Below are 17024 nucleotides of genomic sequence, written 5' to 3'. Positions count from 1 at the left end.
CTCCCATGATCGCCGACATTCCCCACCCCGCAACCCAGAAGATCGACGCCGTATCCGCGATCCTGCCCTTTTGCAGCCATGACAATGACGTTCTGCGCTGCGCCGCCATTCGCGCGCTTGCCGCGCAGGATGCGCAAGGCACCGGGATACGGGAGGCGTTGCTCAAGGCCATTCTGGATGAAGACCCGGATGTCCGCAGCGACGCGATGGAAGCACTCGCGGCGCACGCCCTGCCCGGCGATGCGCCCGATCTGCGGGCCTCGCTGGAAGGGGATCCGGTCCGCGAAGTGAAACTGGCCGCGATCCATACATTGGCAAACCTCAAGGACGACACCTCTGCCCGGTTGCTGCGCGACCTGATGCAATCGCGTTGCGAGGGCCGCGTTCATTGGGAAGACCAGCTGGGCGATTGGGAAGACTGGCTGGACATTCAGACAGCCTGCATCCAGGCGCTTGGCAAGATGGGCGCAACCGAAGCGATCGATGACATGTTCGCGGCCATGGCCGATGAATTCGGGCAAAATCTGGATACCCAGGTATTCGCCGCGCTCGCGGACATGGGCAGCGACGGCGTGCCGTGGTTGCTCGCCCAGATCGAAGTGGGCGACGCCCTGTCGCGCAAACGCGCGGCGCAGGCGCTTGTTCGGGTCGCGCCCGATGCAATCCTGGAATATGCGGATGTCATCGTGAGCTCTGCCGACACGCAGATCAGGCTCCTGGGCATGTCTGTATTGCCCGACACGGACACGCGCTTGTCCGCCCTGTTCCAGGACACCGATCCGGCCATTCGATCCGCGGCTCTCATGCGCCTGGCCGGGGATCACCCGTCCCTCGTCCATCAGGCCCTGGCAGATAACAGCCCGCAGGTGCAAGCCACCGCCCTGGCCTGTCTTGACCTGCCGGTCCCCGCCAACCTGCACGCTCCCCTTGTCGACAACGCCCTGGCATGGCTGCAATCCGCCAATACAGATCTTGCGGGGGCTGCGGCCGCACTTCTGCCAATGCTTGCTCCGGATCGTTGCGAAACGCCCCTGATCGAGTTGGCCGCGAACCCGCACCGCCCGCTGGACCTGCGTGTCGCCGCCGTTCGGGCGCTGGCGCATCGCCACGTCCCGAACAGATTGACGCACCTGACGGCCTTGCTGTCCAGCGCCGCCCAACAGGTCCGCGTCGCGGCCCTGCACGGTCTCAGGAGCATGGCCGACGACGGCGATGGCGAAGCAATCGGAATCCTTGCCCAGGCCATTGCCGGCTCGGTTCTGCCGCCCCGGGACCGGCTCCAGAAACGCCCGCCCGAAGAGGCGGCGGATCTGACGGCGCCCAGAGACGAAGAGGATCGCGCGCGCGCCAATCGGGTTCGGATCACCGCCGATGGCGACATCGTCCCCGATACCGCCGAAGCGGCGGACACCGCTTCCTCGACAGTCGCCTCCATCCAGTCCGAATTGTCGGCGGACCCGCCTGTTTCCCCGGCTCAGGACAAGGCCGCCCCGGACGGGCAAAGCGGAAAAAAGCGCAAACGCCGCGCCGTCGAAGGCCCGGAAACGGTAGCCGACGATCTGTCGCGCGTGGCCATGACGATTGCCGCCGACCTGCCGGATGCACGGCTCGAAACGGCCATTCTCTCCCGGCTCGACGATACGGATAACGGCCTGCGCACCACCGCATGGGAACAGCTGGCCCGCCTGGCCGAGGACGGGCGCGCAGGCCCGCAAGCCCGCACCGCGGCCCTGTCCGCGCTGGAGGAGACCGATCCGGTCATTCGCTTCGCCGCGTTTCGCATCCTGTGCGCACATGGCGCCACCGCGGATATCCAGGCCCGGGCCCTGGTGGATGAAGACGCCCTGATCAGGGCCGCCGCCGTGGCCATGCTGCCCCCGGGCGCGGCGCTGGATCATGTCACCGATCAAGCCTCTGCCGTGCGCGAATCCGCCCTTGGCAATGTGCTGAAGGCACCCGACGGACCCACGGTCATCGCCGCCGTCGACAGGTTGCTGCAATCCGACCACATCGCAACCCTGTCGGAGCTGCTTTCGCGTTCCCCGATTGCCGGGGAACATGCCGCGCGGGTGCTGACATCCGCCATGCCGGCGCGCAATGCCCTTGTCTTGCTGGAGGCATTCGCCCGGGCGCAGGCCGGATAGACAGAAGGGACGGGACCGTATGAAAATCGCCTATGTAACCTCAGCCGGACCTGCTCGCGACGACGGCCTTCTGGCCCGGGTGGCCAGGGATCTGGACGCCTCCGGCTGGCGCACCTGCGGTGTCGTCCAGACCAATCTCCGAACCGGCAAGGACCACCGTTGCGACATGGATCTCAAGATTCTGCCCGACGGACCCACGATCCGGATTTCCCAGTCGCTTGGCCCCGGCGCGCGCGGCTGCCGCCTGAACCCGTCGGCGCTGGAACAGGCCGTAGCGGCCTCCCAGCACCAGCTCGCCAGGGCCGCGGATGTCCTGATCGTCAACAAATTCGGCAAGCACGAGGCCGAAGGGCGCGGTTTTCGGGGATTGATCGCCGAAGCGGTCGCCGGGGGCGTTCCGGTCATCCTGGGCGTAAGCGCGCGGAACCTCGAAGCGTTTCTCGAATATACCCAGGGGCTGGCAACCTGTGTCGCACCAACCACACATGACATAGCGGCCTGGCTGCGCGATCCGGCAACGCAAAGCGATGCGGCCTGAGCGGCGCAATCCACTTTTGAATGGCCGCGCAAAGGCCCGCATTGCCCGCGCGGCCGGGCGCCGGTCTGATCTTGCGTGAAACGCATCCTGCCCTTCCAACCCACCTTGCACCGCTCCCGCGCAACGCCTAGTAAGGCTTAAGCAAACAAGGGAGTGCACGTATGCGTCGCGTCGTCGTCACCGGACTGGGCATCGTCTCGTCCATCGGAAACAACGCCGAAGAAGTCACCGCTTCGCTCAAGGCGGGCACCTCCGGCATCGTGGCCAGCCCCGAAATGGAAATGCACGGCTTTCGCAGCCGCATCGCGGGCGCCCTGAAGATCGACGTGAAAGAGTTCGTCGACAAACGCACCCTGCGGTTCATGGGGCCGGGCGCCGCCTATGCCCATATTGCCATGGGTCAGGCCATCGCCGATGCCGGGCTGACCGAGGATCACGTGGTCAACGAACGCACCGGCCTTGTCGCGGGGTCCGGCGGGCCGTCCACCTCGGCCATGCTCGCCGCCCACCAGACCGTGCTGAAATCCGGCGCGACCAAACGCATCGGCCCTTTCGCCGTTCCCAAATGCATGTCCTCGACGATCTCGGCCAACCTGGCGACCGCGTTCAGGATCAAAGGCATCAACTATTCCATCACCTCGGCCTGTTCCACGTCGCTGCATTGCATCGGCAACGCCGCCGAACAGATCATGATGGGCAAACAGGACGTGATGTTTGCCGGCGGGGGCGAGGAACTGGACTGGACGCTGTCCTGCCTGTTTGACGCGATGGGCGCCATGTCCTCGAAATACAATGACACGCCCGAAAGGGCATCCCGCGCCTTTGACGCGGATCGCGACGGCTTCGTGATCTCGGGCGGCGGCGGTATTGTGGTGCTGGAAGACCTGGACCACGCTCTTGCGCGCGGCGCGCAGATCTATGCCGAAGTCACCGGAATTGCCGCCACCTCGGACGGCCATGACATGGTGGCCCCCTCCGGTGAAGGCGGCGAACGCGCCATGCGCCTGGCCCTGCAAACCCTGCCCCAGGGGCGCAAGGTGGATTACATCAACGCCCACGGCACATCGACCCCGGTGGGCGATGTGGGCGAAGTCGAGGCCGTGCGCCGCGTCTTTGCCGGACAAGCCCAGCCGCCGATCTCCTCGACCAAGTCGATGACCGGCCATGCCCAGGGCGCGGCCGGGGCATTGGAGGCGATTTTCTGCCTGCTGATGCTCAAGAATGATTTCATTACGCCGTCGATCAATGTCGACACGCTTGATCCGGCAATCAACCCGGACGAAATTGCCACAAAAACAATCGAAAACGCCGGCCTCGATACGGTGATGACGAACAGCTTCGGATTTGGCGGAACCAACGGGTCCATGCTGCTGTCGAAATTCAAGGGATAACGAAAACGATGTCGGATATTCTCAAGGGCAAGCGCGGCCTGATCATGGGCGTCGCCAATGAACGCTCCATCGCCTGGGGCATCGCCAAAGCCATGCACGAAGCCGGGGCCGAACTGGCATTTACCTATCAGGGCGAGGCCTTCGGCAAACGTGTCACTCCGCTGGTTGCCAGTCTGGGCAGCGAGTTTCTTGTCGATGTCGACGTGACCGACGACGCCTCGCTGGATCGTGCCTTCGAAGAGCTTTCGGCCAGATGGCCCACCATCGATTTCGTCGTGCACGCCATCGCCTATTCCGACAAGAACGAGCTGACCGGACGGTTTGTCGATACAACCCGCGACAACTTCAAGAATTCGCTTGATATTTCCTGCTACTCGCTGATCGAAGTCGCCCGCCGCGCGCACCCGATGATGGCCGAAAACGGCGGCACGATCCTGACCATGACCTACCAGGGCTCCAATCGCGTGACCCCGTATTACAACGTCATGGGTGTGGCCAAGGCGGCGCTGGAAAGCGCCACGCGCTACCTGGCCAACGATCTGGGCCCCGATGGCATCCGCGTCAACGCGATCTCGCCCGGCCCGATGAAAACCCTGGCCGGCGCCGTGATCGGCGGCGCGCGCGCCACGTTCAAACATACCGGTGCCAACGCCCCGATGCGCGCCAATGCCACACTGGCGGCGATCGGCGGCACCGCCGTCTACCTGGCTTCGGATGCCGGGATCTGCACCACGGGCGAGATCATCCGTGTCGATGGCGGCTACCACGTGCTGGGAATGCCCCAGCCCGAAAACCTCTAGCGCGGCATGGGGGCGCTGCCCCCAAACCCCCGGAGTATTGTCGGAACAATGAAAGACGGCCCCTACCCCCGCTTTCATTGTTCCCGAAATACTCACGGCGCTGACACCTGCCGCGCGAGTGCAGGTCGAAAAGGAAAAAACCTGCCGGCGCCGAGCGGGCTTTTGCCTCTTTCGGGTTTGCGGTCGCTTATCCGATCGACACCAGTTCGATGGCAAATGTCAGATCCTTGCCCGCCAGCATGTGATTGGCATCCAGTGTCACGGCATCGTCGGTGATTGCCGTCACTGTTACCGGCATCACCTGCCCCGTGGGCGACTGCATCTGCAATTGCAGCCCCACTTCCAGCGGGATCTCGGCCGGGATGTCGGCGCGCGGAACGTCCTGCACCGCCTGGTCATGGCGCGGGCCATAGGCCTCGTCAGCCGGGATCTCGGCCACTTTCCTGTCGCCGACGGCCATACCGTCCACCGCCGCATCGAACCCGGGAATCACCTGCCCCGCGCCCAGCGTGAATTCCAGCGGCTCGCGCCCTTGTGAACTGTCGAAGACGGAGCCGTCGTTCAGCGTTCCCGTATAGTGGATGCGTACCGTATCGCCCGATTTTGCGGCTGTCATGAAATATCCTTACTTTCTGCGTTTCTCCGCGCATGACGCGCGGCTTGACGCGGGCACCCTAGTCACCCCTGCCCCGAATCACAAACAGGTCGCCCGGCTTCTGCCACCCCCAGCCAAACGCCCCTTTTCCCCGCGCGCATTTCCTGCCACCATCCCCAAAATCAGGGAGGATCCCATGCCTATCACCACCTGCATCTTCGACGCTTACGGCACCTTGTTCGACGTTGCCGCCGCCGCGCGCGAGGCTGCCGCCGAGCCGGGCCGCGAAGCCTTTGGCGAACATTGGCCGCGCGTGGCCACCGACTGGCGCCTGAAGCAGTTGCAATATACCTGGCTGCGCGCCGTCGCCGGTGCCCATACCGATTTCTGGGAGGTCACTCGCAATGGCCTTGACTGGGCGCTGGAAAATGCCGGGCTGGACCGCGACCCGGAGCTGCGCGAACGCCTGCTACAGCTTTACTGGGAACTCTCCGCCTACCCCGAAGTGCCGCACATGCTGGCCGAACTCAAGGACCAGGGCATGAATACCGCGATCCTTTCGAACGGCTCGCCGGACATGCTCGATGGCGCGGTCCGGTCGGCCGGAATTGGCGCGTTGCTGGATGACGTGCTGTCGGTCGAAAGCGTGGGCATCTTCAAACCCGCCGCCGCGGTCTATGATCTGGTCCTGAAGCGTTTCAACTGCGCGCCCGAGAACGTGCTCTTTGTCAGCTCGAACGGCTGGGATGCCGCTTGTGCCACCGGTTTCGGCTTCACCACCGCCTGGGTCAACCGCGCCGGCGAACCGATCGACCGCCTGCCCTGGACCCCGCAACTCGTGCTCAACGATCTGACCGGAATCCCGCAGGAGACCCACCGCTGATGCCTCGTTTCACCAGTTCCGATGGCCTCTCGCTCTACTATGACGACACCGGCGGCGCCGGTCCGGTCGTGCTTTGTCTCTCCGGCCTGACCCGAAACAGTACCGATTTCGACTATGCCATTCCGGCGCTTGCCGGCGCGCGCGTGATCCGCATGGATTATCGCGGGCGCGGCAAGTCCGACTGGGCCGAAGATTTTACCACCTACACTATCCCGCGCGAGGCCCAGGATGCGCTGGAATTGCTCGATCACCTCGATCTGCCCTCGGCGGGCATTCTCGGCACGTCGCGCGGCGGGCTGATCGCGCTGACGCTTGCGGCCATGGCGCGCGACCGGCTGACGGGGGTCTGTTTCAACGATGTCGGCCCGGTGATCGATCCCGACGGATTGGCGGTGGTGCTGGATTTCCTGGGCCGCGATCCGGTCTGGAAAACCCATGACCAGGCCGCCGCCGTGTTCGGCAGCCGCATGGCCGGCTTTGCAAATGTACCCGCATCGCGCTGGCGTGAAGAAGTGGAACGGCACTTCATCGAAACACCCGGGGGCCTGCGCATCAATTACGATCCGAAACTGCGCGACGCCACCCTGGCCGCCTTTGACCCCAAGGCCGATCCGCCCGACCTCTGGCCGCTGTTCGACGCGCTGGCGGGTCTTCCGGTGGCCGGGTTGCGCGGGGTCAACTCTGACATTCTCAGCCCCGAAACCTTTGCGGAAATGCAAAGTCGCCTGCCGATGATCGCTGCACAGGTCGCGGATCGCGGCCATGTACCTTTTCTTGACGAACCAGAGAGCGTGTCGGTCTTGAGCCGCTGGATCGACGCGCTGCGCCAACAGGAAACTTCATGAATATCGATATGATCCGCGCCGCCGCCAAGCGGCTCAACGGCCACGCCCGGCGTACGCCGCTTCTCACCTCGCCGTTTCTTGACGACATCGCCGGACGACGCGTGCTGGTCAAGCCGGAATGCCTGCAACATACCGGCTCGTTCAAGTTTCGCGGCGGCTGGTCGGCGGTCTCCGCGCTTGATCCCGAAACCCGCAAACGCGGCGTCATCGCCTATTCCTCGGGCAATCATGCGCAGGGCGTGGCCCTTGCCGCCGCCCGGCACGGCATCCCGTCGGTGATCGTCATGCCCACCGACGCGCCCCGGCTCAAGATCGAAAACACCCGCGCGCTTGGGGCCGAGGTGGTGCTGTACGACCGCGCCGGCGGCGAAAGCCGCGAGGACGTGGGCAATGCAATCGCCGCCGGACGCGATCTTACCCTGATCCGTCCCTATGACGAACCCCAGGTGATCGCGGGCCAGGGCACCACCGGTTTGGAAATCGCCGCACAGGCGCATGCCGAAGGGGTTGAGGCGGGCGATGTGCTGGTCTGTTGCGGCGGCGGCGGGCTGACCTCGGGGATCGCGCTGGCGCTGGAGGCCGAGGCGCCGGGACTGCGCGCGCGCCCCTGCGAACCGGAAGGGTTTGACGATACCGCCCGTTCGCTGATCTCGGGGCGAATCCAAACCAATTCCCGCCAGTCCGGCAGCCTGTGCGACGCCATCATCACGCCGGCGCCGGGCGAGATCACCTTTCCGATCATGGCGCGGCTCTGCGGCCCCGGCCTTGTCGTGACCGAGGAACAGGCGCTGCGCGCCATGGCGCTGGCCTTCAAACGGCTCAAGATCGTGGTGGAACCCGGCGGCGCCGTGGCGCTGGCGGCGGCGCTGTTTCACGGGCAAGACATTCAGGGCGAGGCGGTCGTGGCGGTTTGTACCGGTGGCAATGTGGATGCGGATGTGTTTGCCGCGGCCGTCACACGATACGATTAGACATGCCGCCACGCCCCGACATCGCGCCCCTTCACCATCGGAAACCACAATGGCATACCGGGCCGCACCGCCCGATGACCGACAAGCCAAACGTCACAGCCCGTTCCGGGCGCATTTGAAACCGGGAGAATGACCATGCAAATCGCCGATCTTGACGGCACCCGCCTGCATTACCGCATCGACGGCGACCCTGCGGGCGCGCCGGTCCTGTTCATCAATTCGCTGGGCACCGATCTGCGGCTCTGGGATCCGATCCTGCCGCACCTGCCCGACGGCCTGCGCCTCATCCGCTATGACAAGCGCGGTCACGGCCTGTCGGATTGTCCACCCGCGCCCTATGCCATGGGTACGCTGGTGCGCGACGCCGAACAATTGCTGGATATGCTCGACGTGCGCGAGGCGCTGGTGGTTGGGCTTTCGGTTGGCGGCATGATCGCACAGGGGCTGGCCGCGAAACGGCTGGATCTGGTGCGTGCGCTGGTGCTGTCCAATACCGGCGCCAAGATCGGCACGCGCGAGATCTGGGACCAGCGGATCGCCATGGCGCGCGAAAACGGCGTGGCCGCCCTGGCGGACGGGACCATGGAACGCTGGTTCTCCAAGCCGTTCCTGTCGCGCCCGGAACTGGCGCTTTGGCGCAACATGTTCGAACGCACGCCGCTTGAGGGCTTCACCGGCTGTTCGGCGGCGATCCAGGGTACGGATTTCTATACGCCCACCGCAGGGCTGCGCCTGCCCACGCTGGGCATCGCCGGGTCCGAAGACGGCGGCACACCGCCCGATCTGGTGCGCGAAACCGTTGGTCTGATCCCCGGATCGCGCTTTGAACTGATCCGGCGCGCCGGGCATCTGCCCTGTGTCGAAGTCCCCGAAACCTATGCCGCGCTGCTGACCGGATTCCTTCGGGAAACCGGCCATGTCTGACATCCTGCTGGTGCATGGATCCTGTCACGGCGCCTGGTGCTGGCGTGATCTGGAACCGGCACTGGAGGCGCTGGGCCACTCCGCGCGCAGCATCGACATGCCCGGCCACGGCGCCGATCCCACCCCGGTCGGCGCGGTCACGCTGGACAGCTGCGCACAGGCGGTGGTGGACGGGCTGCGCGAAAACACCGTGGTCCTGGCCCATAGCTGGGGCGGCTTTCCCGCCACCCGCGCCGCCGATCTGGCGCCGGGGCGCATCGCGCGGCTGATCTATCTTTGCGCCTATGCGCCGTGGGACGGGTATTCGCTGGCCAACATGCGCCGCACGGCGCCCTACCAGCCGCTGATGCACGCCGTGCTGCGCGCGCCTGACGGGCAAAGCTTTACCATCGATCCGCTGCAAACCCAGGCGGTGTTTTATCACGATTGCCCCCCCGGCACCGCCGAATTCGCCAATATGCGGCTCTGCCCCCAGGCCATCGCGCCCCAGGAAACCCCGATCCGGCTGGGCGCCGGTCAGGCGGGCACGCCGAAGACCTATATCCGCTGCATGGATGACCGCACCATCCCGCCCGAATTTCAGGTCACGATGACCGCTGACTGGCCGCCCGAAGACGTGCATGAAATCGCCACGGGCCACTCGCCCTTCTTTGCCGACCCACAGGGGCTGGCCCGTCTGATCGACCATATCCTCAAGGACTGACACAATGGCCGGATCCGTCTTCGACAGCCCGATATTCGCGCGGCTCTTTCCCACTGGCGAGGCCGGGCGCCTGTTCACCGACAGCGCCGAACTGCGCGCCATGCTGCTGGTCGAGGGAATGCTCGCCAAGGTGCAGGGCGAGCAGGGCATCATCCCGCAGGACAGCGCCTTTTTCATACAGCGCAGTGCGATGGAGGTGCAGATCGATCCGGCCGGGCTGGCCGGGGCGACAGGGCAGAACGGCGTCAGCGTGCCGGGGCTGGTGGCCGCGTTTGCCAAGGCGATGGAGGCCCCAGGGCACAGCCAGTATATCCACTGGGGCGCCACGTCGCAGGATATTATCGACACCGGCCTGATGTTGCGGCTGCGCCAGTTGCTGACCCTGTGCGAAACCGATCTGCGCGCGATCCTGGCGACGCTTGGCACGCAGGCCCTGGCCCACGCAGACACGCCGATGGCCGGGCGCAGCTGGGGGCAGCACGCCACGCTCACCAGCTTTGGTGCGCAATGCGCCGAATGGGGCAACCCGCTGACCGACCTGCTTGAGGAGTTGCCCGCGCTGCGCGATGGCGCGCTTTGGGTGTCGCTGTCGGGCGCCGCGGGCACGGCGGGCGCGCTGGGCGAGAAGGCGGGCGAAACCCGCGCCGCGCTGGCCCGCGCGCTGTCCCTGGCCGATCCGGGCCGCAGCTGGCACACGGATCGCGGCCCGGTGTTGCGCATCGCCGCCTGGCTGGCGCGGGTGACTGCCGCGCTGGGCAAGCTGGGAACCGACCTGGTGGCGCTGGCGCAATCGGGGATCGCAGAGGTCTCGATCGGCCCTGCCGGGGCCTCCTCGACCATGCCGCAGAAGCGGAATCCGGTGGCGGCTTCGGCGCTTGTGGCGCTGGCGCGCCAGTCGGGCGGGCTGATGGCCACGCTTCAGGACGGCGCCATGCACGCCCACCAGCGGGACGGGGCGGCGTGGTTTGCCGAGTGGCTGGCCCTGCCGCAGCTGTGCCTGGGGGCGGCTTCGGCGCTGACCATTGCACGGACGGCCTGTGACGGGCTGGTGCCGGATCCGGTGGCCATGATGGCGGCCGGCGCCGACCCGCTGGGCCTGATCCATGCCGAGGCGCTGAGTTTTGCCCTCGCCGCGCGGATGCCCCGCCCCGAGGCGCAGGCGGCGGTGAAATCACTGTGCGGGGAGGCGCGCGCAACCGGCCAGGCGCTGGCGTTGCTGGCGCATCGTGCCCATCCGGGCCTGGATCTGTCATCGGTGTTTGATCCGGGCACGCAGATGGGGCAGGCCCCGGCGCTGGCGCGCGGTTTTGCGGCGCGGGTGGCCGGGCTTTAGGCAAGGAGGGGGCGCCGCCCCCGTCGCCTTGCGGCGACTCCCCCGGAGTATTTCCGGCAAAATGAAGACCGGGGGTGAGTTCCGCGTGTCAGGTGGTGGCAAGAGCGTTGACGCCCGCCCCGTTTCGTGGCTCATTTCGCGCGGTCTCCCGGAGGTTTCATGTTCACCCGCCTGCCCGTTCTCGTGATCCTTGCAACGGCAGTGATCGACGCCATGGGCTTCGGTCTGATCCTGCCGGTGATGCCCGATCTGATTCGCGACGTGACCGGTGGCGACCTTGCCCAGGCCGCGATCTGGGGTGGGATCCTGTCGACGGTGTTCGCGGTGATGCAGTTCCTGTGCGGCCCGTTTCTTGGCAGCCTGTCCGACCGGTTCGGGCGGCGCCCGGTCCTGCTTGTGTCGCTGGCGGTGATGGCCGCCGATTATGTGGTGATGGCGTTGGCGCAGACGATCTGGCTCTTGGTTCTGGGGCGTATCATCGCCGGGGTGACGGCGGCCACCTATGCCACGGCGCTGGCCTATATGGCCGATATTTCCACGCCGCAGGAAAAGGCCCGCGCCTTTGGTGTGATCGGCGCCGGGTTCGGGATCGGATTTGTGCTGGGCCCGGTCCTGGGCGGGGTGCTGGCCGAGTTCGGCACCCGCGCGCCGTTCTGGGCGGCGGCAGCGCTGGCGGGGATGAACGCGCTGTTGGGCTTGGTGGTGCTGAAGGAAACCGTGACCGACGCCACCCGCCGCGCCTTTGCCTGGAAACGCGCCAATCCGCTTGGATCGCTGGCCGCGCTGGGGCGGCTGCCGGCGGTGGGCAAGTTGTTGATCGTGTTCTTTCTGTACCAGGTGGCCACCGCCGTATATCCGGTGATCTGGCCCTATTTCACTGTCCAGCGTTTTGGCTGGTCGCCGGGAATGATCGGCCTGTCCCTTGCTGCTTACGGGGTGGGTTTCGCCATTGTGCAGGGCGCGCTGATCGCCCCCACGATCCGCATATTCGGCAACCGCCGCACGGTGATTATCGGCCTTGTCATCGAACTGGCCTCGTTTGTGTTCCTGGGCTTTGTCGCCTCGGGCACGCTGTTGCTGGCGATGGTGCCGGTCTTTGCCTTTGGCGCGGTCGGGCTGCCCGCGTTGCAGGGCATCCTGTCGCGCCGGGTGCCCGATGACAGCCAGGGCGAGTTGCAGGGGCTGTTGTCTTCGCTTACCTCGCTGGCCACGATCCTGGCGCCGCTGGTGATGACACAGGTTTTCGCCACCTTCTCGGGCGCGGATGCCCCGATCTATCTGCCCGGCGCGCCCTTCCTGCTTTCGGCGGCCCTGATGGGGCTGGCGATCATCGTCTTTCTGCCGTCACGCAAACCGACGTAGGGTCACATCATCGGTGGGCCGTGTTTTTTGACTCGCCTTTGCCTGCCTCAGCTTCAATTCTGATCCGGAACAACAAGGGAGAGCGCCATGCAAACCATCAAGGCCGCCGTGTGCCATGAATTCGGCCAGCCGCTGGTGATCGAGGACATCCAGCTGGCCGCGCCCGGGATGGGCGAAATCGAGGTCACGCTGAAGGCCGTGGCCATCTGCCATTCCGACATCTCCTTTGCCGAAGGCGGCTGGGGCGGCACGCTGCCCGCCGTCTATGGGCACGAGGCCGCCGGGCACATTACCGCGATCGGCCCCGGCGTGAGCGGGCTGGCGCCGGGCGATCCTGTCATCGTGACCCTGATCCGCGCCTGCGGTGCCTGCCCGTCCTGCGCCGGCGGCAAGCCGACGATCTGCGAGACCCCGGTGGACGGCGACAGCCATCCGCTGCGAACCGCCGCGGGTGGCCCGTTGCATCAGGCCATGGCCTGTGGTGCCTTTGCCGAAAAGGTGGTGGTCAGCCACCGCCAGGTGGTGAAGATCAACGATGACATGCCCATGGATTGCGCCGCGCTGGTGGCCTGCGGGGTCATCACCGGGGTTGGCGCGGTGGTCAATGCCGCTGAACTGCGCGCCGGACAGGACGTGGTTGTGATCGGTGCGGGCGGCGTTGGGCTGAATGCCATTCAGGGCGCGCGCATCGCCGGGGCGCGGCGCATCGTGGCCGTGGACATGTCGCAGGAAAAGCTGGACATCGCCAAACAATTCGGCGCGACCGACGGTATCCTGGCCACCGGGCGCAAGCCGTGGATCGCCGCCATGCGCGCCATGGGGCGCGGCGCGGATGCGGTGATTGTCACGGTCGGCGCCATTCCCGCCTATGACGACGCGCCGCGCTATCTGGGCCGGGGCGGCAGGGTGATCATGGTCGGGATGCCCCATTCGGGCGCAACATCCACCTACGAACCGGTGATCCTGGCCGCTGTCGGTCAGGGCATGATCGGCTCCAAGATGGGCGATGTGGTGATCCAGCGCGACATTCCCTGGATGGTCGATCTTTATCACCAGGGCCGCCTGAAACTGGACGAACTGATCTCGGGGCGCTGGACGCTGGACCAGATCAACGAGGCCATCGCCGATACCAGGACGGGATCGGCCAGGCGCAATGTGATCCTGTTCAGCTAGGACAGGGTGGCATGGGCTGGGGAATCCAGCCCTGGCCCCTCACAACCCCGACATCAGCGACCCGTAGAAAGTGATCCCCTTTTCAAGATTCTCGACCGACAACCGTTCGTTCACCCCATGAAAGCGGGTCAGGTCATCCGCCGTGATCCGAAACGGATTGATGCGATAGGCCGCGTCCGCCGCCGTGGCATAATGTCGGGCGTCCGTGGCCGCAATGGTCAGCCCCGGCACAGAGGCGATCGGGCCAAAGGTGGCGCGGATCGAGGCTTCGATGGCAAGGTACCCCGGCCCGCTGCTGTCAGACACCGGCGAGGCTGGCGAGGCGAAATCGCGATTCATTTCGATTTCGATACTGTCGTCGTCGATCGTGTCGCGCACATGGGCCACGATATCGTCAATGGAATCGCGTGGATGAATGCGGAAATTGATCGTTGCCGTGGCCCGCTGCGCCAGAACGTTCTCCTTGGGCGAGCCTGACAGCATGGTCGGCGCCGTGGTCGTGCGCAGCATCGCGTCCGTGGATGGTGCGCCTGCAAGAATGCCTTCGAGCAGCGGTTCAAACAGCCAGCGATTGGCGAAAATCGCCCGTTTCTCGATGCTGAAATACCGCCCCAGCGCGTCAAAGAACTCTTCCGAAACACCGGTCAGCCCGCCCGGCACCGGTGTGGCCTGCAACTTGGCCACCGCCGTGGCCAGCTTGCCCACCGCCGTTTCACGCGGCGGCATCGAGCTGTGCCCGCCCGCGCCCGTCGCCACCAGCGTCATCGTGACATAGCCCTTTTCGGCGATGTTGATGCTGGCCACCGGCACGTCCAGCCCGGGGATGATCCTGTCGAGCACGAAAGAGCCCTCGTCCAGCGCCCAGCCCAGCCGTTGGCTCCTTGCCGTCAGAAAGTCGGCCACGGCCTGCGCCCCGGTGCCGCCGGTTTCCTCGTCGCCCCCAAAGCTCAGGTAAATCGTGCGTTGCGGCGTGAACCCCTCGCCGATCAGCTGTTCGGCCGCCGTCATGATCGCCACCAGCGCGCCCTTGTTGTCCAGCGTACCACGCCCCCAGACAAAGCCATCCGCCACCACGCCCGCATAGGGCGGATACGCCCATTGATCCAGCGCCACAGGCGCCACCGGCACCACGTCGTAATGCGCTGCCAACAGGATCGGCGGCAGCGTGTCATCGCGGCCCTGCCATATGTAAAGCGGCGTCGCCGGGTCCAGCACCACGCGTTCCATCGTGGCAAACACCTGCGGCCATGTGGTTTCCATCCAGCCCAGAAAGGCGCGGAAATCCGGGCGGGTCATGTCGGTCGAGACCGTCCGAAAGGTGACGGCCGCGCTCAGATCCCGCACCGCCTTGTCCAGATCGGCGCCAAATGCAAACGGCTCGTTTTCGGCCACGGGTGCCGGGCGGTACTGCCCGGTGCGCACCGCGATCACCGCGATCAGCACCAACACCGCGAACCCCAGCCCGCGCAAACTCCATTTCAGCATCTCTTGTCTCCCCGTTCTCCCCTGGCGTCAAACTTGCCGCGTCCCGTGCATGCTGTCACGGCTGACTTGACGTTACACCCCCGGCTCCGACGCGCCGCCGTCGCTTTTTGGCTTGCGCCACTTCGCCCGCACCGCCACCCTGCTGGCCAAAGGGAGACCCGGATGCGCCTGCAAGATCTCGACATCATCGTCACCGCCCCTCCGGCCCCCGGCTGGGGCGGACGCTACTGGATTCTGGTGAAACTCACCACCGATACCGGGATCACCGGCTGGGGCGAATGTTATGCCTCGACGATCGGACCGGACGCGATGACCCATGTCATCACCGATCTGTTCACGCGGTATTTCCTTGACGAAAACCCCGAAAATATCGAGCGCCTGTTCCGCCGCTGCTATTCCTCGGGCTTCACCCAACGCCCCGACCTGACCGTGATGGGCGCCTTCTCGGGGCTTGAAATCGCCTGCTGGGACATCCTGGGCAAGGATCGCGACCGCCCCGTGCACGCCCTGATCGGCGGGCGCATGAATGACAGGCTGCGCGCCTATACCTACCTCTACCCCCTGCCCCATCACGATCTGAACAGGTTCTGGTCCTCGCCCGACATGGCTGCCGAATCTGCCCTCGCCATGGTGGACAAGGGCTATACGGCGGTGAAATTCGATCCCGCCGGCCCCTATACAATGCGCGGCGGGCACATGCCGGCCATGAACGACATCACCAAATCCGTCGCCTTCTGCGCCGCCATCCGCAAGGCCGTGGGCGACCGCGCCGACCTGCTGTTCGGCACCCATGGCCAGTTCTCCACCGCCGGGGCGATCCGGCTTGGCACCGCGCTCGAACCCTATGCGCCGCTGTGGTTCGAAGAACCGATCCCGCCCGACAATATCGCCGAAATGGCCCGCGTGGCACAGGCCGTCACCACCCCTGTCGCCACCGGCGAACGGCTGACCACCAAGGCCGAGTTTGCCGAAGTGCTGCGCCAGGGTGCCGCCAGCATCCTGCAACCCGCCCTGGGGCGCGCCGGCGGAATCTGGGAAATGAAGAAAGTCGCCGCCATCGCCGAGGCCCACAACGCCCAGATGGCGCCGCATCTCTATGCCGGACCGGTCGAATGGGCCGCCAATCTCCAGCTTGGATTCTCGATCCCCAACTGCCTGCTGGTGGAAAGCATCGAGACCGATTTCCACTATGCCCTGATCAAGAACGCCTTTCGCGTCGAAGACGGCTATATCCGCCTGCCCTCCGGCCCCGGCCTTGGCATCGAGCTGGACGAAGACCTGGCCCGCGCCCACCCCTATACCGGTGACGGGCTGCACCTGGAAATGCAGGATGCCCCCTGCGACTACCGGCTTGGCAACAATTTTCAGGGCGGCGCGCCACCCGTCACCCAATAGCGCCCGGATACACCCGGGTTTTCGTCCGGGCGTATTGCGCGCAGGCCTGGCGGCACGCCCAGCTTGCCACGCGCCCGGCGGCCCAATAGCGCCACAATCTCGCATTGCGGCCAGAGCCATGCTATATCAAGCAAAAGTTCCAAGGATGCGCCGACATGAACATGCAATCGCCCCCTGCCCCCCCTTCGGAAATGGCCCACAGCGCCGCCGCGGCCGCCGCCTATCTCAAGACATTGGCCCACGAAGGCCGCCTGATGATCCTGTGCCACCTGGGATCGGGCGAGAAATCCGTGGGCGAACTGGAAAACCTGCTGGAAATCCGCCAGGCCGCCGTCAGCCAGATGCTCGCCCGCCTGCGCGAAGAGGGGCTGGTCTCCACCCGGCGCGACGGCAAGACGATCTATTACAGCCTGGCCGACCAGAACACCGCCGAAGTGATCGGCATGCTGTATCGCCTGTTCTGCGGCCCCGATCAGGACTGA

The 17024-nt window shown here is 65.7% G+C and carries 16 protein-coding genes; 14 read left to right on the top strand and 2 right to left on the bottom strand.

Annotated elements, in window-relative coordinates:
- Positions 1 to 5 precede the first annotated feature (5 nt).
- From I3253_RS01090 to I3253_RS01075, 4 genes are all read left to right on the top strand, one after another.
- Positions 6 to 2144, top strand: coding sequence for a HEAT repeat domain-containing protein (locus I3253_RS01090; RefSeq protein ID WP_197915774.1), 2139 nt, complete (start codon positions 6 to 8; stop codon positions 2142 to 2144).
- Positions 2145 to 2163: 19 nt separating this feature from the next.
- Positions 2164 to 2682, top strand: coding sequence for a DUF2478 domain-containing protein (locus tag I3253_RS01085; RefSeq protein WP_197915773.1), 519 nt, complete (start codon positions 2164 to 2166; stop codon positions 2680 to 2682).
- Between the two features lie 161 nt (positions 2683 to 2843).
- Complete coding sequence (gene fabB / locus I3253_RS01080) at positions 2844 to 4073, top strand: beta-ketoacyl-ACP synthase I (RefSeq protein WP_197915772.1); 1230 nt, start codon at positions 2844 to 2846, stop codon at positions 4071 to 4073.
- An 8-nt stretch (positions 4074 to 4081) separates the two neighbouring features.
- Positions 4082 to 4873: an enoyl-ACP reductase FabI gene (locus I3253_RS01075; protein WP_197915771.1), complete on the top strand. Its 792-nt coding sequence runs from the start codon at positions 4082 to 4084 to the stop codon at positions 4871 to 4873.
- Between the two features lie 187 nt (positions 4874 to 5060).
- Here I3253_RS01075 and I3253_RS01070 read toward each other — a convergent pair whose 3' ends face one another.
- Positions 5061 to 5489, bottom strand: a complete 429-nt coding sequence (locus I3253_RS01070) for an FKBP-type peptidyl-prolyl cis-trans isomerase (protein ID WP_197915770.1) — start codon at positions 5487 to 5489, stop codon at positions 5061 to 5063.
- A gap of 175 nt (positions 5490 to 5664) precedes the next feature.
- Here I3253_RS01070 and I3253_RS01065 point away from each other — a divergent pair, with 175 nt between their 5' ends.
- From I3253_RS01065 to I3253_RS01030, 8 genes are all read left to right on the top strand, one after another.
- Positions 5665 to 6351: a haloacid dehalogenase type II gene (locus tag I3253_RS01065; protein WP_197915769.1), complete on the top strand. Its 687-nt coding sequence runs from the start codon at positions 5665 to 5667 to the stop codon at positions 6349 to 6351.
- Entirely contained in the window at positions 6351 to 7196 is an 846-nt protein-coding gene (locus tag I3253_RS01060; RefSeq protein WP_197915768.1) for an alpha/beta fold hydrolase, read from the top strand. Before I3253_RS01065 ends, I3253_RS01060 begins: the two co-directional genes overlap by 1 nt.
- Positions 7193 to 8167 (top strand): threonine ammonia-lyase, encoded by a 975-nt coding sequence (locus tag I3253_RS01055; RefSeq protein ID WP_197915767.1) that lies wholly within the window; start codon positions 7193 to 7195, stop codon positions 8165 to 8167. The genes I3253_RS01060 and I3253_RS01055 overlap by 4 nt, the downstream gene beginning before the upstream one ends.
- A gap of 135 nt (positions 8168 to 8302) precedes the next feature.
- A complete protein-coding gene (gene pcaD / locus I3253_RS01050) occupies positions 8303 to 9091 on the top strand; it encodes a 3-oxoadipate enol-lactonase (RefSeq protein WP_197915766.1) in 789 nt (262 codons plus the stop codon).
- Positions 9084 to 9794: an alpha/beta fold hydrolase gene (locus I3253_RS01045; protein ID WP_197915765.1), complete on the top strand. Its 711-nt coding sequence runs from the start codon at positions 9084 to 9086 to the stop codon at positions 9792 to 9794. Before pcaD ends, I3253_RS01045 begins: the two co-directional genes overlap by 8 nt.
- 4 nt (positions 9795 to 9798) lie before the next feature.
- On the top strand, positions 9799 to 11127 hold the full coding sequence (locus I3253_RS01040) for a lyase family protein (RefSeq protein WP_197915764.1): 1329 nt from the start codon (positions 9799 to 9801) through the stop codon (positions 11125 to 11127).
- Positions 11128 to 11286: 159 nt separating this feature from the next.
- Positions 11287 to 12489, top strand: coding sequence for a TCR/Tet family MFS transporter (locus I3253_RS01035; RefSeq protein WP_197915763.1), 1203 nt, complete (start codon positions 11287 to 11289; stop codon positions 12487 to 12489).
- 87 nt (positions 12490 to 12576) lie between these two features.
- On the top strand, positions 12577 to 13662 hold the full coding sequence (locus tag I3253_RS01030) for a Zn-dependent alcohol dehydrogenase (protein ID WP_197915762.1): 1086 nt from the start codon (positions 12577 to 12579) through the stop codon (positions 13660 to 13662).
- 39 nt (positions 13663 to 13701) lie between these two features.
- Here I3253_RS01030 and I3253_RS01025 read toward each other — a convergent pair whose 3' ends face one another.
- The gene (locus I3253_RS01025; RefSeq protein ID WP_197915761.1) at positions 13702 to 15147 is read right to left on the bottom strand and encodes a M20 family peptidase; all 1446 of its coding nucleotides are present in this window, start codon (positions 15145 to 15147) and stop codon (positions 13702 to 13704) included.
- A gap of 162 nt (positions 15148 to 15309) precedes the next feature.
- Between I3253_RS01025 and I3253_RS01020 the strand changes: the two genes are divergently transcribed.
- Together I3253_RS01020 and I3253_RS01015 are read left to right on the top strand one after the other, a co-directional pair.
- Positions 15310 to 16542, top strand: coding sequence for a mandelate racemase/muconate lactonizing enzyme family protein (locus I3253_RS01020; protein ID WP_197915760.1), 1233 nt, complete (start codon positions 15310 to 15312; stop codon positions 16540 to 16542).
- Between the two features lie 155 nt (positions 16543 to 16697).
- Positions 16698 to 17024 (top strand): ArsR/SmtB family transcription factor, encoded by a 327-nt coding sequence (locus I3253_RS01015; protein ID WP_197915759.1) that lies wholly within the window; start codon positions 16698 to 16700, stop codon positions 17022 to 17024.

This window comes from Thiosulfatihalobacter marinus (assembly GCF_016019955.1).
Classification (GTDB): Bacteria; Pseudomonadota; Alphaproteobacteria; order Rhodobacterales; family Rhodobacteraceae; genus Shimia; species Shimia marinus_A.
Note: the sequence above shows the minus strand (reverse complement) of the source record. Positions and strands in the feature narration are given on the sequence as shown.

Bases quoted from the DNA above. Each gene is read 5' to 3' on its own strand.
- I3253_RS01090 (WP_197915774.1), top strand. From the start codon at position 6: ATGATCGCCGACATTCCCCACCCCGCAACCCAGAAGATCGACGCCGTA.
- I3253_RS01085 (WP_197915773.1), top strand. From the start codon at position 2,164: ATGAAAATCGCCTATGTAACCTCAGCCGGACCTGCTCGCGACGACGGC.
- fabB (WP_197915772.1), top strand. From the start codon at position 2,844: ATGCGTCGCGTCGTCGTCACCGGACTGGGCATCGTCTCGTCCATCGGA.
- I3253_RS01075 (WP_197915771.1), top strand. From the start codon at position 4,082: ATGTCGGATATTCTCAAGGGCAAGCGCGGCCTGATCATGGGCGTCGCC.
- I3253_RS01070 (WP_197915770.1), bottom strand. From the start codon at position 5,489: ATGACAGCCGCAAAATCGGGCGATACGGTACGCATCCACTATACGGGA.
- I3253_RS01065 (WP_197915769.1), top strand. From the start codon at position 5,665: ATGCCTATCACCACCTGCATCTTCGACGCTTACGGCACCTTGTTCGAC.
- I3253_RS01060 (WP_197915768.1), top strand. From the start codon at position 6,351: ATGCCTCGTTTCACCAGTTCCGATGGCCTCTCGCTCTACTATGACGAC.
- I3253_RS01055 (WP_197915767.1), top strand. From the start codon at position 7,193: ATGAATATCGATATGATCCGCGCCGCCGCCAAGCGGCTCAACGGCCAC.
- pcaD (WP_197915766.1), top strand. From the start codon at position 8,303: ATGCAAATCGCCGATCTTGACGGCACCCGCCTGCATTACCGCATCGAC.
- I3253_RS01045 (WP_197915765.1), top strand. From the start codon at position 9,084: ATGTCTGACATCCTGCTGGTGCATGGATCCTGTCACGGCGCCTGGTGC.
- I3253_RS01040 (WP_197915764.1), top strand. From the start codon at position 9,799: ATGGCCGGATCCGTCTTCGACAGCCCGATATTCGCGCGGCTCTTTCCC.
- I3253_RS01035 (WP_197915763.1), top strand. From the start codon at position 11,287: ATGTTCACCCGCCTGCCCGTTCTCGTGATCCTTGCAACGGCAGTGATC.
- I3253_RS01030 (WP_197915762.1), top strand. From the start codon at position 12,577: ATGCAAACCATCAAGGCCGCCGTGTGCCATGAATTCGGCCAGCCGCTG.
- I3253_RS01025 (WP_197915761.1), bottom strand. From the start codon at position 15,147: ATGCTGAAATGGAGTTTGCGCGGGCTGGGGTTCGCGGTGTTGGTGCTG.
- I3253_RS01020 (WP_197915760.1), top strand. From the start codon at position 15,310: ATGCGCCTGCAAGATCTCGACATCATCGTCACCGCCCCTCCGGCCCCC.
- I3253_RS01015 (WP_197915759.1), top strand. From the start codon at position 16,698: ATGAACATGCAATCGCCCCCTGCCCCCCCTTCGGAAATGGCCCACAGC.